Raw genomic sequence first — 21,440 nt, forward strand, 5'->3', positions numbered from 1 at the left:
CCCTATCCTTTTACTATTTGTTGTCCAAGCCAGAACCCCAGCAGCGTATCCGCGCCCGAGGTGTGCCCCAGCGCCAGCAGTCCGTCAATCGCCGTTTCTGTGCGAACATCTCGTCGCAGCGCATGAATAAAGTGGAGTAAAGGTGACGCGAAATAACCCATAGCCGCATAGCGTAAATAGCTAACGCTCACGAGCGTCGTCGCCCGATCAAGGCTGCCGGATTGGGCAAAAAAATTACGCCCGGCGCGTTCATCTATGGCGCCAAAATACCAGGCCGCCAGCAACATTCCCGTCAGCGTGTCGTCATGACTGGGCGTTAAGCCCGGCCCTTTACCCAGCCATAGCCGCCAGTCAGTCGCAGCACCTGCAAGCGCCGACTGAAAGCAGTGACAAAACTGGCGAAGTTCCGGACATAGAGGCTGGGCTGCGGCGACGGTTAACGGCCCAAACAGTCCCGTCTCCTCACTACGCTGCATGTACGTCGCGTTAAGACGCGGCGACGCAAGATAGCGCGGAACCCGCAGCGAACAGCGCCTCTCCGGCTCGCATAAAAGAAACTCGCCAATCTGAATACCGGCAGCGGTTGACTGCGGTTTTTCGCCATCGGTGAGCACATCGCGCAAGGCGTCAAAATCGCCGCCGCGCAGTATCCACCCTCCCGGACTGAAGCCGCTCCCCCGACGGTGAAGCGTTAATAACTCACCGCTTTTCGCCACAAAATTAATAGAGCGACGCCATACCCCTGACATCTGCCATGGTTGCCGATAATCCGCCGATTGTCGGCTTGCCATAAGAGGATGGATACGTTTCATGAGACGCTCTCTTAACTTACGCCCATGCTTTCCGCCAGCGCTTCCAGCGCCTGCTCGAAACAGGCCAGCGGCGCACGGACGGTTCCCGCGCCAATCTGGCCAATCCCCGCCTCTTTATGCGCGATACCCGTGTTAATCAGCGGCGTAATTCCGGTCTCGACCACGCGGCGGATATCCAGTCCCAGACAGGCCCCCTGAAAATCCCAGCCGGGGATTTGTAGCTGCATGTTGCGTTCGAGATAAATTTCAGCCATCTCTTCAGAAACAGATTTCGCCGCTTCCATTCCCCCGGCACCGACAAAACGCGTTACGCCAGGCGCGGCAATCATTGCAGCGCCGCCAATACCAAACGTTTCAGTAATGGCGCTGTCGCCCATGTCCGGGTTGGCCTGATCCTGCGAAAAACCGGTAAAAAATAGCCCCTGTGGCGTATTAACAGGCGCGGTGAACCAACGGTCGCCCAGACCGCTAACCCGAATACCAAACATATCGCCATTACGGGTCATCGCCGTCACAATACTGCCGGCGCGAATCTGCGCGCCTGCGTCCATGGCGGCTTTACAGTAGGCCATCGCCAGATTAAGGAAGAATTGATCGGTGACGCTCAGAAAATCCATCACTTCCGCTATCTGCTGCTTATCGTGTTCCAGACGGGCGATATGCGGCGCCAACGTGCGCATCAGCAATGCGGAAGAGGCGATATTGCGCTGGTGGAATTCATCTCCCATCGTAATGCCCTGCGCCATCATTGCGGTCAGGTCGAGCCCCCGCTCCAGACGTCCCAGCGCCGCGCTTAATACCGGCATCAGCACATCACGCATCCAGCGCAAACGTTGCTGAACATCCTCGCCATAGGCGCCGAAACGCATCACTTTGCCGATCCCTTCGTTGAGATTGCAGTACGCGCGATTGCCGTCGGTGATATTTTCCACGACCAGCATCGGCATACTGGCTGAGGTAATACCGCCCATCGGCCCCACGGCGTTAACGTGATGGCAGGGAATAAAGTTGACCTTTCCCTGCTCTAACAGCGCGAGCGCGCTCATTTCATCTTTGGCCCATCCTTCAAACAGGCATGCGCCGATACAGGCGCCTTTCATCGGGCCGGTCATCTCTTGCCAGCGCATCGGCGGGCCGGCATGAAGAAGCGTTTTCCCCTGATTGAGCACGCTAATTAATGAAGAAGCTGGCTTCACATCCAGCCAGTGCGGACGTGCGCGACGAATTTGTTCGATGACTGCAGCGTTGGCTTGCGCCACTGATGTAAACATGGGAACCCCTTATTGCAAACGTTCTAACAGACGAGCCAGTTTTTTATTACCGCCAGCGACAGGCGCCCACTGGTAGTGCACCACGGGCATACCGGCAGCCTGTAAATCCAGCGCGAAGCTACGTAACCCGGCATTAATCACCGCTACCGCTTCCAGTAACCGGGGAGCTGATGGATGAGTGGAAGAGAGAGTGGGTCGAATCAGTTCCGCGGCCAACAGAGTGGCTTCGGGAAGAGAATCCACTACCGTGATGCCGGCATCTTCGAGCGCGGCGATTTGTTGCGAGCGGCACTGAGGATCGCGTTCCGTTCCGGTGACGGTTGCGATGGCGAACAGCGGCTGGTCGCTGGCGCGTGCGGCGCATGCCTTCTGCCAGGCCTGAATCAGCGATGCGGCGGGATCGGCAGTCGCGCCAAAACCAATAACGACGTCCACTAATAACACGCGTACCTGCGGCTGTGCGCCAAGCCCGGCGATAAGCTGATTACGTAACGCCGGGTCAATCATCGGATGTGGTCGCCCAACGGTATAAAAGTCATCGCCCAGATCGATAATCTGGTGGCCGTCAGCGTCAAGCATCATGCCATGGTGATGTTCCGTATCCGCCGCGACGCCCAGATAGCCAGCCAGCAGCCCCGCCGCTTCCGCCGCCAGCGTTCCGCCGGTATAGAGACCACGAATCACGCCGCCTGTTGAAACCATTTCTTTACGCTGCGACGTCACGCGAGACAATAAACATGCCAGTCGGGCGGCTTCATCCAGCGTCGAGGCAAACCAGACGTTTTCCTCACGCGCAACGGGGGAGGAAAACCCTAAGAACAGCGCTACAACGGGTTTCCCGGTGGCTTTCATCGCCGCGATAATATGCTGACGAACCGCATCGGCAGGCGGTTTGGAGACAAAGGCCAGCACCTGGCTCTTTTCATCCGCGCTGAGTATGTCCAGTGCCGTTAGCGCGCTGATCCCGCCGACCTCGGCGCTCAAATCGCGTCCGCCAAGCCCGATGGCATGGGTAATCCCTTCCCCCGCCAGCGCAATCTGTGAACAGAGCTCCTGAATACCGGTGCCGGAAGCGCCAATCACCCCGATGTTGCCCTCTGGCATGACGTTAGCGAAAGCCAGCGGCGTATTGGCGATCATAGCGGTGCCGCAATCCGGCCCCATGACCAGCAGTCCTTTATCACGCGCCCGGCGTTTTAGTCTGATTTCATCGTCCAGCGTGACATTATCGGAGAAGATCATCACGTTCAACGAACGATCCAGCGCCTGCTCCGCCAGTTCCGCCGCATATTCGCCGGCCACCGATACCAGCGCCAGATTCGCCTCTGGCAGTTTCTGACAGGCGCTTTCCCAGCGTCTGACCTGGATTAACGACTGGCTGCCGCTGCTTCCCTGCGCCAACTGCTGCAATGCTTCTTCGAGCTGTCGCACAATCACTTGCGTAATGCCGTCATCTACCGCTTCGGTACGAATCGCCACACAAATGTCATTGGGCGTTGCGCCATGAAAATCGTCATGCCAGAAACCGGTAGTTTCCAGCAGCGACTTATTCGCAGGCGTTCCCATCATTACCGATACATCATCAACATTTTCGGACTCACTCAGCTTTCGAGAAATAATCATTAAGCTGACAGAGTCCTGAAAACACCCTTTTTTAATAAAGGCGTGGATCATAACAACTCCTTAATAATTGCACCCATTGCAATTGCACGAGCAGTGTTAATGTGCGCTTCACGGTATATATCCGGGAGGGTAAATAGAGTGATTAACGTCACATCAAATTTATTAACAAAAGAATTCAAACAACGGCTAAAGGATTAGTTATGATTTTCTAAAAAAGCTTTTTATTTAAGCAAAAAGATAAAACCCGCCTGATTATCAAATAAATTCTAATTATATTTTTTTGCCTGTCTGGATCACATAATCATTTTATTTTCCCGGTATGTTAATCGCAGTCATGCTTCACACCGTCGTTAAAAAGGAAGACAGATGAAAATCAGTCGGGAAACACTCCATCAGCTTATCGAAAATAAGCTTTATAAAGCCGGACTAAAACGTGAGCACGCCGCCATCGTCGCCGACGTACTGGTTTATGCAGATGCCAGAGGTATTCACTCACATGGCGCCGTACGCGTTGAATATTATGCCGAACGAATTTCAAAAGGCGGCACCAACCGGGAGCCGACGTTCCGCATTGAGAATACCGGTCCCTGTACGGCGATACTGCATGCCGATAATGCTGCCGGACAGGTCGCAGCCAAAATGGGAATGGAGCATGCTATTGAAATAGCCAAAAAAAATGGCATCGCGGTTGTCGGCATTAGCAGAATGGGCCATAGCGGCGCCATCTCTTATTTCGTCCGCCAGGCTGCTCGCGAAGGCCTGATCGGTCTGTCTATCTGTCAGTCCGATCCTATGGTCGTGCCGTTTGGCGGGGCGGATATTTACTATGGCACTAATCCGCTGGCCTTTGCCGCGCCGGGCGAAGGCGATGACATCATTACCTTCGATATGGCCACCACCGTGCAGGCCTGGGGAAAAGTCCTCGATGCACGGTCCCGCAATGAGTCCATTCCGGAGAGTTGGGCCGTTGATAAAAACGGCGCGCCGACACATGATCCTTTTGCCGTCAATGCGTTATTACCCGCCGCAGGCCCGAAAGGCTACGGCCTGATGATGATGATCGATATTCTGTCCGGTATTCTGCTGGGGCTGCCGTTTGGCCGCCAGGTCAGTTCGATGTATGAAGATTTACACGCCGGACGCAATTTAGGACAACTTCATCTGGTCATTAATCCGGCGTTCTTTTCTTCCTGTGAATTATTCCGCAAACATATTAGTCAGACCATGCAGGAACTCAATTCCGTGAAGCCCGCCCCCGGTTTTAAACAGGTTTATTATCCTGGACAGGATCAGGATATTAAACAGAAAAATGCCGATATGAATGGTATCGATATTGTTGATGATATTTATCAATATCTGATTTCCGATGCCCTCTATCTCAAGTCATACGAAACAAAAAATCCCTTTGCCCAATAATTATTGAAACAGGAATTTCCTATGATAAAGCATTTTCGCCACGCGATAGAAGAAACATTGCCCTGGCTCTCCTCCATTGGAGCCGATCCTACGGGTGGAATGACGCGTTTACTTTATTCGCCTGAGTGGCTGGAAACACAGCAGCAGTTTAAAAAGCGAATGGCAGAAAGCGGTCTGGAGACACGCTTTGATGACGTCGGAAATTTATATGGCCGCCTTTGCGGCACACAATTTCCGGAGCAGGTGATTTTAAGCGGTTCGCATATTGATACGGTCGTCAACGGCGGCAATCTGGACGGGCAATTCGGCGCGCTTGCCGCCTGGCTGGCGCTCGACTGGCTAAAAGCGACCTACGGCGCGCCGCTGCGCACCGTCGAGGTAGTGTCAATGGCTGAGGAAGAAGGCAGCCGTTTCCCTTACGTTTTTTGGGGCAGCAAGAACATTTTTGGCCTGGCGAATCCTGAAGAGGTACGCCATATCCAGGACGCCAAAGGCACAGGCTTTGTCGACGCTATGCAGGCGTGCGGATTTACCCTTCCCGCCGCGCCGCTCGCCGCGCGAACCGATATCCGCGCCTTTGTTGAATTGCATATTGAGCAAGGCTGCGTTCTGGAGAGCAACGGACAGTCGATTGGCGTCGTCAACGCCATCGTCGGGCAACGTCGCTACACGGTGACGCTCAACGGCGAGTCCAACCATGCAGGCACAACGCCAATGGGCTATCGTCGCGATACGGTGCATGCCTTCAGTCGTATTTGCAGTCAGTCCATTGAAAAAGCCAAACAGCATGGCGATCCCCTGGTATTAACGTTCGGCAAAGTTGAGCCGCAGCCGAATACGGTCAATGTTGTCCCTGGAAAAACCACATTTACAATCGATTGCCGGCATACGGACGCCGCCGTACTTCGCGAATTTACCGAACAGTTGGAAAACGATATGCGCGCCATCTGCGATGAAATGGATATCAGCATCGATATCGATTTGTGGATGGACGAAGCGCCGGTGCCGATGAACGCCGAACTGGTCGCGGCCCTCACCAGGCTGTGTGAAACCGAACAACTGAACTATCGCATAATGCATAGCGGCGCAGGTCATGACGCGCAAATTTTCGCGCCGCGCGTCCCTACCTGTATGATTTTCGTCCCCAGCATTAATGGTATCAGCCATAACCCGGCGGAACGTACCAACATTAATGACCTTGCTGAAGGGGTCAAAACTCTGGCATTAATGCTGCATCAACTTGCCTGGCAAAAATAAGGAGCCATCAATGGGATATCTGAATAACGTCACGGGTTACCGCGATGATTTACTGGCGAACCGCGCCATTGTGAAACACGGTAACTATGCGCTCTTAACGCCGGACGGTCTGGTGAAAAATATTATTCCCGGCTTTGAAAACTGTGACGTCACCATCCTTTCGACGCCGAAGCTGGGTGCTTCTTTCGTCGATTATCTGGTCACCTTACATCAGAATGGCGGCAACCAGCAGGGCTTTGGCGGCGAGGGGATTGAAACTTTTCTCTATGTCATTGCGGGAAATATTGAAGCTAAAGCAGAAGGAAAAACATTCTCTTTAACCCAGGGCGGATACCTCTATTGTCCACCGGGCGAGATGATGACCTTTAGCAACGCTCAAACGGAAGACAGCCAGCTATTTTTATATAAACGCCGCTATACTCCTGTCGAGGGGCATGCCCCGTGGTTGGTTTCCGGCAATGCCAGCCAGCTGGAGCGTATTCATTATGAAGGCATGGAAGATGTTATTCTGCTGGATTTCCTGCCTAAAGAGCTGGGCTTCGATATGAATATGCATATTCTGTCGTTCGAACCGGGCGCCAGCCACGGCTATATTGAAACCCACGTCCAGGAACATGGCGCTTATATCCTTTCCGGCCAGGGAGTTTATAACCTCGACAACAACTGGGTGCCGGTGAAAAAAGGCGACTACATCTTCATGGGCGCTTATTCCCTGCAGGCCGGATACGGTGTAGGTCGTGGCGAAGCATTCAGCTACATCTACTCCAAAGACTGTAACCGCGACGTTATGATTTAACGGCGGACAGCCCTCCTGATTATTTTTAATTTAGCTATGTTGGATTTTGCCACGGTGAGAACCGTGGCTTTTTTTATGCTTAACGAGTCCCGATATCCTGGCCAAGTTTGATGACGCGGGCAATATTACAGGCGCTGTGGTAGAGATTTTGTTCACCGTTCGCCAGAACCTCCGGCAAAGGCGCCAGCCGCGGCAAAATACTGAATACGGCATCAATACCGTGGCGATGGACCACTTCCACGCCGTCGCCCAGTACGCCGGCAATGCCGATAACCGGGACGTGATGCCGTTTCGCCACTGACGCGACGCCTATCGGCGCTTTTCCTCCCGCCGTTTGCGAGTCGATTCGCCCTTCTCCGGTAATCACCAGCGAGGCCTCTTTTACCGCCTCCTCCAGCTTCACCGCCTGCATAACAATCTCAATACCGGGCTTCATTTCCGCTTCCAGGAAGACGATAGCGGCAATCCCCATTCCTCCGGCCGCTCCACCGCCCGGTATTTGAGACATGTCGCGTCCGGTCAGGGCATGTAAAACACGGGCATAATTACGTAATCCATTTTCCAGCGTCTCAACCATTTCAGGCGTCGCCCCTTTCTGCGGACCGAATACCGCCGCCGCGCCGCGTGGCCCCACCAACGGGTTATCAACATCACAGGCGACCTCAATACGACACTCTGAAATTCGCGGATCGCACCCCTGCAGGTCAATGCTCGCCAGGCGCGATAAATTGCCCCCTCCGGCGCCAAGCGGCGTTCCCTGCGCGTCCAGAAAACGCACACCGAGCGCCTGCGCTACTCCCATTCCGCCATCCACCGTGGCGCTGCCGCCGATACCCAGAATAATATGGCGAATCCCCGCGTCCAGGGCGTGACGAATCAATTCGCCGGTGCCGAAACTGGATGCCAGCAGCGGATTACGCGCCTCGGGTGCCACCAGCATCAATCCGCTCGCCGCCGCCATTTCAATAATCGCCGTTTTGCCGTCGCCGGTCAGGCCATAAAATCCGTTTACTTTTTCCCCCATCGGCCCGCTAACGTCCACAGAAACCCGTTTCCCGCCGGTCGCAGCCACCATCGCGTCCACGGTTCCTTCTCCACCATCGGCGATCGGTAAACAGACATAGCGCGCATCAGGAAATACGGTTGAAAATCCCGCTTTAATAGCCTGACAGCATTTATCAGCGCTTAAGCTCTCTTTAAATGAATCTGGCGCAATTACAATCTTCATCATGTCTCCTTGTTTTCTCACGTTATTTAATGCGTTCCCACGGAATAAGATTTTCCATAAGCACTGCCAGTAAGATTCCCACCAGTAATCCGTTACTAAGCAGAGGACGAATCATCAGTGGAAGATCCTGTAAATAGACCGGAGGAAGCCCCATCAAAAAAATGCCGACAAAAAGCGGTAATGCCAGGCGATAAATATTCCGCGCGGTAAACGTAATTTGCTGGCTAAAAACCAAACCGGAATAAAGTAAAGGTAAATAAGAGACCAGCATAACGGCGCTGCTGATCGCCAGTGGAATAGCGCAAAATAAGCGGGTTAACGGCGTTATAATGGCAACCAGCAGACACAACGCGCTACCGCAGATAAAGGATTTGCGAGAACTGTCGCCGGTTTGCGTTAATAAACCAATGGAAGATACAAAAGGCGAAAAAGGCACGACCGCGAAAGGCACCGTCACTAACGTCATCAGTCCGGAAATCATAAAGCTTCGGCGATAACGAGAACTGCCCGACCCTTGATGCGGATAAAAGATATCGGTACCGCGGATGGCGCCGTAAGTGTTGCTGATGTTGACTAACCCCGTCATCACCGCCGTCACAATAATACCCGGCATCAGCGTGCCGTGGCTGCCCAGCGGAAACCATCGCCAGCTTAATTCACCCGGCGGTAAGTGTGATGAAGGAAAGCATAACCGCCATAGCCCCCACCCGACCACGGTCCCTACCAGTAACGCGTAACGGGAGATACGCTGTTGCAGGAAAATAATCATCGCGAGGATAAAACACATCACCGCGACCGCCAGCCCAAAGGGGGCCAATTTGATTCTGGCGCTGGTATCGGCAATGCCAAAAGGCAGCCCCAGCATGCCTTTAAAAAATATTGAGGTCAGCTGCGCGCCCAAAAGCAGCATGAAAAAAACCATTACCGCCGGCGTAAACAGGCGAGCCAGACGGTGTCCTAAGCCGCTAATGCCGATAAATATCGTCACCATCGCGGAGATCGCGATCCCGACCGACAGGCTGGAGGCGATATCGTTCAGCGGCGTGCCGCGAGACGCCTCGCCAAGCGTAATCGTAAGAATAGCGCCCCACCACAGCCCTGTCGGCCCTTCCATAATGGCGCGGCGATGGCCGCAAAATGCCTGAACCAGGCAGGCCAACGCGGTGGTCAAAAAAGCGTATTGTGTGAGCATTAACAGGTTATCAGCGGGAAGATGAAAAGCGGACAGCAAGGTAGGGGGAACCACAACCGTGTTACAGAAAATAAAGAAAAACCACTGAAAGCCGGACAACACACTTTCGCGGTTAATAACAGGGAACATATCCACACCTTAAAATAGAGAATGCCCGTCGTGACGACGGGCATTAAATCACACCGGATTACTGCTGATGTTTAAGGATAAACTGACCTTTTGGCGGCACAGGGAAGCCATGCTCGATGTCATAAATAACATCGCCGCGCAAAATCGTTTTGGTAATACGCGCGCCAATAGTACGGCCAACATACGGACTGACTTTATGGCGATATTCCAGATCTTCATTTTTCAGAACATAGCTGCTGTCAGGCTGAATAAAGACCAGGTCAGCATCTTTGCCGGGGGCAATACGTCCTTTATGTTTCAGACCAAAAATATCGGCGGCGTTGGTCGCCATTAATTTGCCAAACATCGGCAACGACATACCGCGTTTTTGCACCGCTTCATCAAACATGACGTCCATGCAGTTTTGCAGTCCGGCAATTCCGCCCCATGCTTGCATGATATTGCCTGCTTTCATTTCCGGAGGGCATGGAGAGTGGTCGGATACCAGGCAGTCGATTTCGCCGTTAAACAGTTTTTCCCACATCCCTTTCTGGTTTTCCTGGTCGCGAATTGGCGGAGAACATTTTGCCAGGGTGCCAATCTCTTCGAACTGATCGGTATCGAGGACAAAATAGTGCGGGCACGATTCACAGGTGACATCCTGACCTTCCTGACGCGCGCGCGTTACTTCCTCTACCCCCTCCGGGCTGCTGATATGGCAAACGTGCAGACGGCAACCTGCCGCTTTCGCCAGATACAGCACGCGACGAATGGCTTCCACTTCAGTAAATACCGGACGTGAGGCGACATAATCATGCGCCGTTACGCGTCCTTCGCGTTTAGCTTCCTCGCCCAGCTCATCGCAAATCAGAGCATTTTCGCAATGTACCAGTACCGTCTGGTCCATTTCCCCCAGTTTTTGCGCGCCTTTGTAAAACTGCCAGTCATTAACGTCGCGAAAATCATTATCGATGCCACGATCGCCGCAGGTGGCGACAAAGCACTTGAAGCCGACAACGCCCACTTCGTCCAGCTCATGCAGCCGATCCAGGTTATAAGAAACCAAACCGCCCAACTGCGCGGCGTCGATGGTCAATTTACCTTTTGCCGCGTCAAACTTGAGTTCAATCGTCTCACGATCGACCGTCGCCGGCAGCTGATTGAGCGGCATCTCAATCATCGTGGTAATACCGCCTTTCGCCGCCGCGCGGGTACCGGTTTCATAGCCTTCCCAGTGGGTACGGCCCGGTTCAGAAATGTGGGTATGCGCGTCAACCATGCCCGGCGAAACGATCAATCCCGTCGCATCCAGCACATTTTTCGCTTCCCCCAGGTTCTCGCCAATCGCGGCGATTTTTCCGCCCTGGACGGCGATATCGATAACTCTCGCTTCGTTTTCTAAGATGACAGTACCGTTCTTAATAATTAAATCAAAAGACATAACAAACTCCTTGTATGGATACAGATAGTTTTTAAATAGCGCACACTTCATTAAATACGCTTAATGCTTTTTCAATATTTAACCTACGAGTTTTTGCTCTCCTGTATTTTCAAAACGCGTGCGTTTCTTCAATAGCGCATAAACAACGAACGCAACTATTACGCCTACAAACCAGGACACGCGGGATAAAGGCTCCATAAATGGTATAAACTTGCCGCCTAATGACAGAATGACTGCTACCAGGGTGACTGAAAATGCAGTCAGGTTAAATCCATTATCATAATATTTGTAATCACCGCTGGCGGTGTACAGCTCATCAAGATTAATTTTTCCACGCATTACCACAAAATAATGAGCTAACATTACGCCGATTACCGGGCCAAGCATACCGCCGATAATATCGAGGAACAGATAAATACTGTCCTGATTCTCCATTAATTTCCATGGGCAAATCAGTAGACTGATAATACTGGCAATCATTACGCCATTTTTATAGTTAAGCTTTGTCGGGGCAAGCGCCGCAATTTGATACCCCGCAGGTATAATATTACCGGTGGCGTTGGTTGAAATTGTCGTCATCAGAATCACCAGCACCGCAAAGAATGAAGCAAACAGACTGTCCCAGCGTTGCACAATATCCAGCACGTTCCAGGTATCCATACCATAATGAATACTGGCTCCGGCAATAATGCACACGCTGGCTACGGCGAATAATATATACGCTACGATAAGCCCCAATGTTTGTCCCAATGCCTGAGCGCGAAATGAATGCGCGTTTTGCGTGAAATCGGACGCGCTCACCGCTGGCGCTGCCCAGACGGCGACTACGGCGTTAATCACCACCAGGAACAGAAAGCCGCTGTGCTCTGCTTTTTGCACGCCTGAAGGCAGATAGTCCAGAATCGGGCCAATGCCGACCAGCGATATTGCCCAAATAGCCATGCCGCCAAAGACAATGTAAATACATGGATTGAGGATAGCGGTAAATTTATTTAATACTTTACCACCGCCAAAACCGATGCCAACGTTAATAATCCAAAAAATTAGAAAAGTAATTAGTCCTGGCAGTGAAAGACCCAGCAGCTTGAAATCTCCGCCTAATGTCAGAAATCCTGGCCAGATCTTCCCAATCAAAATAAGAAATGCCAGCGATCCCGCGTAACACTGTAAGCCGAACCACATAATTGCCGCGATTCCCCCTCGCAATAATCCAGGGAATAGCGCGCCGCGGACGCCGTAAGAACCTCGCAATATCATAGCAAAAGGAACGCCATATTTGCTGCCTGCTGCGCCATTCATTACCATCGCCGCCGCAATAAATAATGCGCTGATAATAATGGCCAACATGATATTAAATGTTGATAGCCCCAGTATAAAAAAACCGCCGACCATAACGTAATTTGGCACGTTATGTACAGATCCCATCCATAAGGTGAAATAGTTAAATGCCTTCCAGTTTCGTTGGGTTTCTGTTTTAGGTAATAAGTCTTCGCTATAACCGCGCTGCTGGTATAGCTCTCTTTGATGTTCCATAAATCCCTCTTTTCACGCATCGGATAACGTTGTTATGGGTTTAGCTATGAGGAACAAATAAATATAAAATAAAGAATTAGTAGATATAATTATTTTTAAGCTGAAGCAATACGTTGCGTCGCTTTCTTTTTATATAAAGTGACGACAGCAAAGATCAGCGTTCCGGTGACCACTAAACATGCTGAAATCACAAAACTGATCTCTTTCGACCCCGTTACATCCGAAATAAATCCGGTCAACGTTGGGGCGACAACCGCCGAGCTCATGCCAAAGAAATTAAAAAGGCTGAAAGCTCTTCCCAGACTTTTTGCCGAAGCCTGTTCAGATACAAAGGAGATCAGGATCGGGTCTACCGCCATTTTCCCCAGCAAGCCGTATAGCGTCAGGCTGACCATCAGCATCGTGGTATTCGGGGACAAAACCGTAAACGCCAACATTGCTGCCGCCACAATTTCCAGACCGAGAATAACCTTAACTTTACTGTTACGAAATTTATCTGACAGATGGCTAAAAAATAACGCCCCCGGTACGCCAACTACCGCCACCAGCGCTGATGCCAGCCCGATAGCTCCGCCATCAAATCCTCTTTCAGTCTGTAGATAAGAGGGCAGCCAGGTCACTATCAAATAATAACCGTAGCAGGTACAGAAATAGAGGAAGTAAACGCTACACAATAAACCAGAGAATAAAGGCGCGCGTTTCTCATCTTCCGTAACGGTTTGGGTTTGCTTTTCCGCTTGCGCAGAGTCGCTTTTGGCTTTACCACGAATGACCAGCGTAAAAACGCACAGCATGATTACTAATATCGCGGCCACGATATACAGTACATTCTGCCAGGCCATGCTCATGTTTTTTACTAATACGCTGGAACCGATTAAGCCAATCCCCATCCCTATAGCCGACCCACTGTTGATAATCGCATTGGCTAATGCCCGACGGGCCTGCGGCACGTTTGCCGAAGAGAGTGAATAAGCCGAGCTAAAGAAAGAAGCGCATCCTCCGCCTGCCATTAGCGACCCTGTATAGATCATGGCCAGGCCATTGGCTTTCGCGATACAGAGTGTACCAATAATAAAAAGCGTAAATCCGGCCATCAGCATGATTTTTTGACCGAATTTATCGACCAATATTCCGCAAGGGATTTGCATACTGCAGTAAGCAAAAAAGTAAAAACTTGCAATGGCGCCTATTTCTGCATTACTTACATTGTCTAAAGATGCCTGAATTTCTGGATAAATTGGCGTAAGCACGGTGCGATAGATCCAAATCGCTACCCAGCCCAGACTCATTACGACAACAATTTGTTTCCAGTAATCAATCCCGGATTTTTTAGTTTCACTCATGTTCTTCACCTTTACAGAGTGTTCCTTGTGAACAGGTATCGCTGCAGCCGCAGCGATACACATAATTAGGACAATTTATGATTGGCCATTAATTCCAGCGCCTGTACCATTGCCGAATGATCAAGCTGGCTCCCGCCATTTGCCGCACAGGTATTGAATAATTCCTGGCAGGTCGCCGTATTCGGTAAATTCAGCGCCAGCGCTTTTGCGCTTTGCAATGCAAGATTAAGGTCTTTCTGATGAAGCGCGATTTTGAAACCAGGCTCGAACGTCCGGTTGATCATCCGCTCGCCGTGAACTTCCAGAATGCGTGAAGAGGCGAACCCGCCCATTAACGCCTGGCGCACGCGTACCGGATCGGCGCCTGCTTTTGAAGCAAACACTAAGGCTTCAGAAACCGCTTCAATATTCAGCGCAACAATAATTTGGTTAGCCACCTTACAGGTTTGCCCATCCCCATTGCCGCCCACCAGGGTGATATTTTTTCCCAGGATGTCAAAGAGCGGTTTAACGCGGTCAAAGACTTTCTGCTCGCCGCCGACCATAATCGACAGAGTGCCTTCACGCGCCCCGATTTCTCCCCCGGAAACCGGGGCATCCAGGTAATCAGCGCCCATTTCATTAACGCGCTGGGCAAAACGTTTGGTTTCGATAGGAGAAATAGAACTCATATCGACGATGGTTTTTCCCTGAAGCGATGTTTTAGCGCAACCGTGTTCGCCAAATAACACCTCTTCAACCTGCGGCGTATCCGGCACCATTATGAAGATGATGTCTGCAAATTCAGTTACCTGACGTGCAGTCTCAACATTTACCGCCCCCAGCGAGAGCAGTTCGTCCGCGACCGGACCAATAGTCGTAACGTGTAATTGATGACCGGCGCGTGCCAAATTGATAGCCATTGGCGAGCCCATAATTCCCAGGCCAATAAATCCCAGTTTCATATACAACCTCTTTTATTGCTTTCGGTGTTTCCAGATTCAGGCAACACAATCCCCTTCCAACACAGTGGAAAAAAAAGCGCTGCCCGAATTATTCTGCGTTTTAACGGTACTGATTAATCCACGATAATCCCGCTTCCGTGGTAGTCAGTGGTTTATATTCACAGCCAACCCAGCCATCATAACCAGACTGTTTAATGACATTAAAAATAAAGTCATAATTAATTTCCCCAGTCCCCGGTTCGCCGCGACGCGGGTTATCAGCAATCTGTAAATGGCCTATTTTATCGGCCCATGCCGTCATGGTTTGCGTTAATTCCCCTTCCATGCGTTGCATGTGATAAATATCATACTGAATTTTGATATTATCGCTGCCGATATCCTTAATTAATGCTAACGCCTGTTGAGTGCCGGTGAGATGGAATCCCGGCATATCAAAGTGATTAATAGGTTCGATAAGTAATAAAATGTCTTCTTTCGCCAGCATATTTGCCGCATAGCGCAGGTTTTCGACCAACGTGTCGTGGATCTCCGTTGCGGAGAATCCTGACGGCGTTTTACCCACCAGACAATTTATTTTCTTATTACCTAACACACGTGCATAGCGGATTGCGGCCGCTACGCCATCGCGAAACTCTTCTTCGCGCCCAGGAATACAGGCAATTCCACGTTCGCCAGCCGCCCAGTCGCCAGCCGGTAAATTATGTAACGTATGTTCCAGATTATTATCCCTGAGCTTACGTTTTAACACTTCGATGTCGTTATCGTAGGGAAACATGAATTCCACGCCGCGAAATCCCGACAACGCCGCTTTATCAAAGCGTTCCAGGAAATCATATTCCGTAAACAGCATAGAAAGATTGGCAGAGAAACGTAACATCGATTACCTCCCTTACTCATATTTCATAAAACAGGTTTCTGTTGGCGCATCTTTCGCACTATCCGCAACCTCTTCAAACTCGGTTACGTTATCCAGTTCGCTGCCCATGGAAATATTGGTTACGCGTTCCAGAATGACTTCCACCACCACCGGAACGCGATATTGCGCCATTAGCGCTTTGGCTTGTTCAAATGCAGGCGCAATATCTTCCGGTTTAAAGACACGAATTGCTTTACAGCCTAACCCTTCCGCCACTTTTACATGGTCAACGCCATAGCCATTCACTTCGCTGGAGTTGATATTTTCAAAGGCGAGCTGCACGCAGTAGTCCATGTCAAATGCGCGTTGCGACTGGCGAATCAGACCAAGATAAGCGTTGTTAACCAGCACATGGATATACGGAATGTTAAACTGCGCGCCGACGGCTAACTCTTCAATCAGGAACTGGAAGTCGAAATCGCCGGAAATCGCCACCACATTGCGTTGCGGATCGGCAGCACAAACCCCTAATGCCGCCGGGATTGTCCAGCCAAGAGGCCCCGCCTGGCCGCAGTTGATCCAGTGTCTGTCTTTAAACACATGCAGCATCTGCGCTGCCGCGATTTGCGACAATCCAATGGTGGTGACATAGCACACATCGCGACCAAAGGCTTTGTTCATCTCTTCATAGACGCGCTGCGGCTTCACTGGCACGTTGTCAAAGTGGGTTTTACGCAGCAAAGTCCGTTTACGCTGCTGGCATTCGTCCACCCAGGTTTTCCGGCATGGCAAACGCCCCGCTTTTTGCATCTCCTGCGCGACATCGATCAGCAACGTTAGCGCCGCTTTGGCGTCAGAAACGATGCCCAGATCCGGGCACAACACGCGGCCAATTTGCGTCGGTTCAATATCGATATGGATGATTTTTCGCCCCTGAGTATATTTCTCAACGGACCCCGTATGACGGTTGGCGAAACGGTTACCGATGCCAAAAACCATATCGGATGCCAGCAGAGTGGCGTTGCCGTAGCGATGCGCCGTTTGCAGGCCGACCATCCCCGCCATTAAGGGGTGATCGTCCGGGATACAGCCCCAGCCCATCAGAGTAGGGATCACCGGTACGCTGGTCAGTTCGGCAAACTGCTGCAGCAGTGGCGCGGCGTCGGCGTTAATAACCCCGCCGCCCGCGACAATTACCGGACGCTCGGACTGAATCAGCATCTCCAGCGCCTTTTCAATCTGTACGCGGCTGGCGGCTGGCTTATATACCGGCAACGGCTCATACATATCCGGATCGAATTCGATCTCCGCAACCTGGACATCAAACGGTAAATCAACCAGCACAGGACCTGGGCGGCCTGAGCGCATCAGATGAAAAGCCTGTTGTAATACGCGCGGCACCAGCGCCGCCTCACGAACCGTCACTGCCATCTTGCTGACTGGTTTTGCAATCGCTTCAATATCGACTGCCTGGAAGTCTTCCTTGTGCAGACGCGCTCGTGGCGCCTGACCGGTAATGCATAAAATCGGGATAGAGTCGGCAGAAGCGGAATAGAGCGCGGTGATCATGTCGGTTCCCGCCGGGCCGGAAGTGCCCAGGCAGACCCCAATATTACCTGCCGCCGCACGTGTGTAGCCCTCAGCCATATGCGAAGCGCCTTCCACATGACGCGCCAGTATATGGCGAATGCCTCCATGCTTACGCATTGCAGAATAGAAGGGGTTGATTGCAGCCCCAGGAACGCCGAATGCTGTGGTGATACCTTCTTTTTCCAGCACATACATTGCCGCATCCACGGCTCTCATTTTTGCCATTTTATTGCTACCTCTTTTTATTGGAAAAAGTTTCCAACTTTTAAAAATTTTAAAAAAGTCCCGCTCCAGCGAGCGGGATGCGGCTCAGGCTACAGGGGGTTTTAGCCCAAGCGCCGTACTGATGTCTTTCGCGGTATCCCGTACCAGTTCACCCTGGCTGATAAAGCGATCTTCCGTCAGCCGGGAAGCCGGTCCCGATATTGAGATAGCGGCGACCACGCTGCCCGCATCGTCATAGATAGCGGAGGCGATACAATTCAGCCCGACAACATGTTCTTCCTGGTCAACGGTGTAGCCCTGTTCACGCGCCTGTTCCAGATTTTTAAGCAGGATAGGTAAATCCACCAGAGTGGTCGGCGTAAACCGCCGCAAACCGGTATTGACGACGATCCCCACCAGCTCTTCTTCGGTGAGCGGGTAAAGCAGCGCTTTTCCGGCGCCGGAAGCATGTAACGGCAGACGACTCCCTAAGGGCGCGCACATTCTGACCATCGATTTGCACTCCTTTTGACCGATTAACACCGCTTCATTACCGTTGCGAATCGCTACGTTGACCGTCTCGCCAGAAAGCAGCATAAGTCGGTGCATAAAGGGTCCGGCCACCGAGAGGACATCGCGATTATGAATATACGCAGAGCCCACATTAAATACGCCTAAACCAATATGCCACCAGCCAAGCTGGCTATCCTGGTACACAAAATCAGCCGCTTGCAGTACCTTTAACAGGCGAAACGTCGTAGAAAGCGGTAAATCCAGGCTGCCGGAAATATCGCTAACTGATGAACTGCCGCCGCTTCTTTCGAGATATTGCAATATCGCTATGCCCCTCTCCAGCGCCTGAGCGCCTTTCTGCGCAGTCGGCTCTGCCTGTCCTGGCCTGCCGCGTCGTCTTACTTCCGTCATATTTACGTTAACTCCGGCCCAAAATATGAGCATAAACAATGAACAATATGTTCATCTTATGCAAGAAGGCCAATAGCGTCACGCAAAACAGAGTTCATGTGTCGGGATACTTTCAACATCACAGTTATCGCTGCCACCGCGATCCACCGTCAGAAAATCGGTAACCGTCTGCCACGCAAACAGCGGGTGATGCCATACATTACGGTGATAATTGACGCCCTGCCGTCCGTTGCTAATAAACGCCCGCAGCGTGGAGAGATCGGGTTTATCATCGCCGAGCGCGACAATAACGACAAAAGCCTCGCCGTTCATCGGCACAAACGCCTGCGTACCTAAAGGATGACGTTCCAGTTCATGTACCACAATAGGCATCGCGGCCGGTTGCGCCCTGTTAATACTGATCAGCGTGCGATCCTGCTCCAGAACTTCAACCTTCGCCAGGTCGTGATATCGCTCAACTAACCCGTTGTTTATATGAAAAAAGTCTCGTTCCTGCGTCTCAATAACATCGCCATAAGCGCTGAACGTCTTCTGATCTAACGGTAATACCTCAAGTTTCATTATTTTTCCCTTGTAGCTCGATTCCGTTTAACCGCGGTTTGGACTCTGTCCGGTTTCAATACCATGCAATCTAAAACCTTCGGGATTTAACATCAACATAAAAGTTGGAATATTTTTCCAAAAGTAGATTTAGACCACAAATCAAACATGGCTATTATGTAAAACTACTTAAAAATCATAGGAAAACAATTCTGGTTTTATCAGGATCGTAAGGAGGCGTCTGACGATGTTTGACCCGGAAACACTGCGTACCTTTATCAGCGTTGCCGAAACGGGGAGTTTCTCCAAAGCGGCGGAGCGCCTGTGTAAAACCACGGCAACCATTAGCTACCGCATCAAACTGTTGGAGGAAAATACCGGCGTAGGGCTGTTCTTTCGCACAACGCGAAGCGTCTCGTTGACGGCGGCGGGCTCTCACCTTCTCTCTCAGGCAAAAGACTGGCTTGCGTGGCTGGATAGCATGCCTGACGAGCTACGCCAGGTTAACGACGGCGTAGAGCGTCAGGTCAATATTGTGGTGAATAACCTGCTCTATAGCCCGCAAGCGGTCGCCAGTCTCTTATCGTGGCTTAATGTGCGTTACCCTTTCACTCAGTTTCACTTTTCCCGGCAAATTTATATGGGCGTCTGGGATTCGCTCCTGTATGAAGGTTTTTCGCTGGCGATTGGCGTAACTGGCACCGAGCCGTTGGCTAATACCTTTATGCTCGACCCTTTAGGTTCCGTACAATGGCGTTTTGTGATGTCCGCGGATCATCCTTTAGCTCACGTCAGCGGGCCTCTAACAGAAGCGCAGTTGCGCCGTTTCCCGGCAATTAATATCGAAGACAGCGCGCGTACGCTGACCAAGCGGGTAGCCTGGCGCCTTCCGGGGCAGAAGGAAATTATCGTGCCTGATATGGAAACCAAAATCGCCGCTCATCTGGCAGGCGTCGGTATCGGTTTTGTCCCGCAGCCGCTTTGTCAAACGCTGATCGACAAAAACGAACTGGTGAGCTGTACCATCCCTACGATGCGTCCGCCCTCACCGTTAAGCCTCGCCTGGCATAAATTTGGCGGAGGCAAAGCGGTAGAAGACATTGTGAAATTATTTACCCAACGGCAACCCGAAATAGCCGGTTTTTTATCCATTTTCAACACGGTACGCTGTTAAAAATCAAGCCACTTTGCGAATTGGCGCGTAAAATAGCGCAAAGGATGATTTAAGGTTACGTTTTACGTTATGCAAGACAGACAAAAAGCACAGGACTATCGCGCGCTCCTCCTTGCCGATACGCCTTTAATTGATGTACGCGCGCCGATTGAGTTTGAACAGGGTGCCATGCCGGGCGCTATCAACCTGCCATTGATGATGGATAACGAGCGGGCCGCCGTCGGCACCTGCTACAAACGTCAGGGCGCGGATGCGGCGTTAGCGTTGGGGCATCGGCTGGTTTGCGGCGACATTCGCCAGCAGCGGCTTGAGGCCTGGAAAGCCGCGTATCAACGTTTCCCCAACGGGTATCTGTGCTGCGCGCGCGGCGGTCAGCGGTCACATATCGTACAACGTTGGCTGCAAGAAACAGGAATTGACTGCCCGCTTATTGAAGGCGGCTATAAAGCGCTGCGCCAGACAGCAATTCAGGCGACCTGGCAACTGGCGCAAAAACCGATACTTTTAATTGGCGGCTGTACGGGCAGCGGCAAAACGCAACTGGTGCGACAACAGCCCAACGGCGTGGATCTGGAAGGTCTCGCGCGTCATCGCGGCTCCTCTTTTGGCCGCACGCTGAACCCCCAGCTCAGCCAGGCCAGTTTTGAAAACAAACTTGCCGTTGAATTGCTGAAAATTAACGCGCATCAGACGCTAAAAAGGTGGGTACTGGAAGATGAAGGACGAACGATCGGCGCCAACCATCTGCCTGAGTGTTTACGCGAAAGAATGGCGCAGGCCCCCATTGCGGTAGTGGAAGATCCGTTTGCGCTTCGTCTGGAACGACTGCGTGAAGAGTATTTCATCCGTATGCATCACGACTTCACCCACGCCTACGGCGATGAAGCTGGTTGGCAGGCGTATAGTGAATATCTTCATCATGGACTGTTCGCTATTCGCCGCCGTCTGGGGTTGCAACGCTTTGCCGAACTGACGGACACGCTGGATAGGGCGCTGGCGGAGCAATTATCCAACGGCAGCACCGACGGCCATATGGCATGGCTGGTTCCGCTACTTAACGAATATTACGACCCGATGTATCGCTATCAACTGGAGAAAAAAGCCGCGAATATCGTTTTTCGCGGCCCATGGCAAGACGTTGCCAACTGGCTAAAAGCGCAATAGCTTACTTTTATTGCCGGCTGACGC

18 protein-coding genes are annotated in these 21,440 nt (G+C 51.6%); 5 read left to right on the plus strand and 13 right to left on the minus strand.

All coding sequences use genetic code 11. From position 1 onward, the window contains the following. Positions 1 to 2: 2 nt before the first annotated feature. Genes ACH0WD_RS05545 through ACH0WD_RS05555 form a run of 3 tightly spaced genes read right to left on the minus strand, consistent with a single transcriptional unit; the run spans position 3 to position 3,757 of the window. Positions 3 to 812, minus strand: coding sequence for a DUF2877 domain-containing protein (locus tag ACH0WD_RS05545; protein WP_000821192.1), 810 nt, complete (start codon positions 810 to 812; stop codon positions 3 to 5). Between the two features lie 11 nt (positions 813 to 823). Next, on the minus strand, positions 824 to 2,083 hold the full coding sequence (locus ACH0WD_RS05550) for a DUF1116 domain-containing protein (protein WP_000495330.1): 1,260 nt from the start codon (positions 2,081 to 2,083) through the stop codon (positions 824 to 826). Between the two features lie 9 nt (positions 2,084 to 2,092). After that, entirely contained in the window at positions 2,093 to 3,757 is a 1,665-nt protein-coding gene (locus tag ACH0WD_RS05555) for an acyl-CoA synthetase FdrA (protein WP_000580922.1), read from the minus strand. Positions 3,758 to 4,072: 315 nt separating this feature from the next. On the opposite strand from ACH0WD_RS05555, the gene allD reads away from it, so the two are divergent. Genes allD through allE form a run of 3 tightly spaced genes read left to right on the plus strand, consistent with a single transcriptional unit; the run spans position 4,073 to position 7,175 of the window. Further along, positions 4,073 to 5,122 (plus strand): ureidoglycolate dehydrogenase, encoded by a 1,050-nt coding sequence (gene allD / locus ACH0WD_RS05560; RefSeq protein WP_000703929.1) that lies wholly within the window; start codon positions 4,073 to 4,075, stop codon positions 5,120 to 5,122. 21 nt (positions 5,123 to 5,143) lie between these two features. Continuing rightward, on the plus strand, positions 5,144 to 6,379 hold the full coding sequence (gene allC / locus ACH0WD_RS05565) for an allantoate deiminase (protein ID WP_000589769.1): 1,236 nt from the start codon (positions 5,144 to 5,146) through the stop codon (positions 6,377 to 6,379). Between the two features lie 10 nt (positions 6,380 to 6,389). Next, a complete protein-coding gene (gene allE, locus ACH0WD_RS05570) occupies positions 6,390 to 7,175 on the plus strand; it encodes a (S)-ureidoglycine aminohydrolase (protein ID WP_000540981.1) in 786 nt (261 codons plus the stop codon). 79 nt (positions 7,176 to 7,254) lie between these two features. Here allE and glxK read toward each other — a convergent pair whose 3' ends face one another. The 10 genes from glxK to allA all read right to left on the minus strand — a co-directional run bounded on the left by glxK (position 7,255) and on the right by allA (position 19,099). Then, the gene (gene glxK / locus ACH0WD_RS05575) at positions 7,255 to 8,403 is read right to left on the minus strand and encodes a glycerate 3-kinase (RefSeq protein WP_000706331.1); all 1,149 of its coding nucleotides are present in this window, start codon (positions 8,401 to 8,403) and stop codon (positions 7,255 to 7,257) included. A gap of 22 nt (positions 8,404 to 8,425) precedes the next feature. Next, the gene (locus tag ACH0WD_RS05580) at positions 8,426 to 9,724 is read right to left on the minus strand and encodes a uracil/xanthine transporter (RefSeq protein ID WP_000484506.1); all 1,299 of its coding nucleotides are present in this window, start codon (positions 9,722 to 9,724) and stop codon (positions 8,426 to 8,428) included. Between the two features lie 58 nt (positions 9,725 to 9,782). Then, on the minus strand, positions 9,783 to 11,144 hold the full coding sequence (allB, locus tag ACH0WD_RS05585) for an allantoinase AllB (protein ID WP_000006865.1): 1,362 nt from the start codon (positions 11,142 to 11,144) through the stop codon (positions 9,783 to 9,785). Between the two features lie 78 nt (positions 11,145 to 11,222). Further along, positions 11,223 to 12,677 (minus strand): putative allantoin permease, encoded by a 1,455-nt coding sequence (locus ACH0WD_RS05590; RefSeq protein ID WP_000401069.1) that lies wholly within the window; start codon positions 12,675 to 12,677, stop codon positions 11,223 to 11,225. Between the two features lie 95 nt (positions 12,678 to 12,772). Further along, positions 12,773 to 14,020, minus strand: a complete 1,248-nt coding sequence (locus tag ACH0WD_RS05595) for an MFS transporter (protein WP_000005063.1) — start codon at positions 14,018 to 14,020, stop codon at positions 12,773 to 12,775. Between the two features lie 65 nt (positions 14,021 to 14,085). Next, positions 14,086 to 14,964: a 2-hydroxy-3-oxopropionate reductase gene (gene glxR, locus ACH0WD_RS05600; protein ID WP_000765815.1), complete on the minus strand. Its 879-nt coding sequence runs from the start codon at positions 14,962 to 14,964 to the stop codon at positions 14,086 to 14,088. Between the two features lie 100 nt (positions 14,965 to 15,064). Continuing rightward, the gene (gene hyi, locus ACH0WD_RS05605) at positions 15,065 to 15,841 is read right to left on the minus strand and encodes a hydroxypyruvate isomerase (RefSeq protein ID WP_000943594.1); all 777 of its coding nucleotides are present in this window, start codon (positions 15,839 to 15,841) and stop codon (positions 15,065 to 15,067) included. 12 nt (positions 15,842 to 15,853) lie between these two features. Beyond that, the gene (gene gcl, locus ACH0WD_RS05610; protein WP_001096868.1) at positions 15,854 to 17,635 is read right to left on the minus strand and encodes a glyoxylate carboligase; all 1,782 of its coding nucleotides are present in this window, start codon (positions 17,633 to 17,635) and stop codon (positions 15,854 to 15,856) included. 84 nt (positions 17,636 to 17,719) lie between these two features. Then, positions 17,720 to 18,538 carry an HTH-type transcriptional repressor AllR gene (allR, locus tag ACH0WD_RS05615; RefSeq protein WP_000141265.1) on the minus strand — a complete coding sequence of 273 codons (819 nt, stop codon included), beginning with the start codon at positions 18,536 to 18,538 and terminating at the stop codon, positions 17,720 to 17,722. A 78-nt stretch (positions 18,539 to 18,616) separates the two neighbouring features. After that, positions 18,617 to 19,099: an ureidoglycolate lyase gene (gene allA / locus ACH0WD_RS05620; protein WP_000764659.1), complete on the minus strand. Its 483-nt coding sequence runs from the start codon at positions 19,097 to 19,099 to the stop codon at positions 18,617 to 18,619. Between the two features lie 226 nt (positions 19,100 to 19,325). Between allA and allS the strand changes: the two genes are divergently transcribed. Together allS and mnmH are read left to right on the plus strand one after the other, a co-directional pair. Then, complete coding sequence (gene allS / locus ACH0WD_RS05625) at positions 19,326 to 20,252, plus strand: HTH-type transcriptional activator AllS (protein ID WP_000460170.1); 927 nt, start codon at positions 19,326 to 19,328, stop codon at positions 20,250 to 20,252. A gap of 69 nt (positions 20,253 to 20,321) precedes the next feature. Beyond that, the gene (gene mnmH, locus ACH0WD_RS05630) at positions 20,322 to 21,416 is read left to right on the plus strand and encodes a tRNA 2-selenouridine(34) synthase MnmH (RefSeq protein WP_001154085.1); all 1,095 of its coding nucleotides are present in this window, start codon (positions 20,322 to 20,324) and stop codon (positions 21,414 to 21,416) included. Positions 21,417 to 21,440: the final 24 nt, after the last annotated feature.

It is taken from the genome of Salmonella sp. 2020_1395, from assembly GCF_043848115.1.
GTDB classification, from domain to species: Bacteria; Pseudomonadota; Gammaproteobacteria; order Enterobacterales; family Enterobacteriaceae; genus Salmonella; species Salmonella enterica.

Bases quoted from the DNA above. Each gene is read 5' to 3' on its own strand.
- ACH0WD_RS05580 (WP_000484506.1), bottom strand. From the start codon at position 9,724: ATGTTCCCTGTTATTAACCGCGAAAGTGTGTTGTCCGGCTTTCAGTGG.
- allC (WP_000589769.1), top strand. From the start codon at position 5,144: ATGATAAAGCATTTTCGCCACGCGATAGAAGAAACATTGCCCTGGCTC.
- ACH0WD_RS05595 (WP_000005063.1), bottom strand. From the start codon at position 14,020: ATGAGTGAAACTAAAAAATCCGGGATTGATTACTGGAAACAAATTGTT.
- ACH0WD_RS05590 (WP_000401069.1), bottom strand. From the start codon at position 12,677: ATGGAACATCAAAGAGAGCTATACCAGCAGCGCGGTTATAGCGAAGAC.
- mnmH (WP_001154085.1), top strand. From the start codon at position 20,322: ATGCAAGACAGACAAAAAGCACAGGACTATCGCGCGCTCCTCCTTGCC.
- allE (WP_000540981.1), top strand. From the start codon at position 6,390: ATGGGATATCTGAATAACGTCACGGGTTACCGCGATGATTTACTGGCG.
- hyi (WP_000943594.1), bottom strand. From the start codon at position 15,841: ATGTTACGTTTCTCTGCCAATCTTTCTATGCTGTTTACGGAATATGAT.
- glxR (WP_000765815.1), bottom strand. From the start codon at position 14,964: ATGAAACTGGGATTTATTGGCCTGGGAATTATGGGCTCGCCAATGGCT.
- gcl (WP_001096868.1), bottom strand. From the start codon at position 17,635: ATGGCAAAAATGAGAGCCGTGGATGCGGCAATGTATGTGCTGGAAAAA.
- ACH0WD_RS05555 (WP_000580922.1), bottom strand. From the start codon at position 3,757: ATGATCCACGCCTTTATTAAAAAAGGGTGTTTTCAGGACTCTGTCAGC.
- allD (WP_000703929.1), top strand. From the start codon at position 4,073: ATGAAAATCAGTCGGGAAACACTCCATCAGCTTATCGAAAATAAGCTT.
- ACH0WD_RS05545 (WP_000821192.1), bottom strand. From the start codon at position 812: ATGAAACGTATCCATCCTCTTATGGCAAGCCGACAATCGGCGGATTAT.
- glxK (WP_000706331.1), bottom strand. From the start codon at position 8,403: ATGAAGATTGTAATTGCGCCAGATTCATTTAAAGAGAGCTTAAGCGCT.
- allR (WP_000141265.1), bottom strand. From the start codon at position 18,538: ATGACGGAAGTAAGACGACGCGGCAGGCCAGGACAGGCAGAGCCGACT.
- allA (WP_000764659.1), bottom strand. From the start codon at position 19,099: ATGAAACTTGAGGTATTACCGTTAGATCAGAAGACGTTCAGCGCTTAT.
- ACH0WD_RS05550 (WP_000495330.1), bottom strand. From the start codon at position 2,083: ATGTTTACATCAGTGGCGCAAGCCAACGCTGCAGTCATCGAACAAATT.
- allS (WP_000460170.1), top strand. From the start codon at position 19,326: ATGTTTGACCCGGAAACACTGCGTACCTTTATCAGCGTTGCCGAAACG.
- allB (WP_000006865.1), bottom strand. From the start codon at position 11,144: ATGTCTTTTGATTTAATTATTAAGAACGGTACTGTCATCTTAGAAAAC.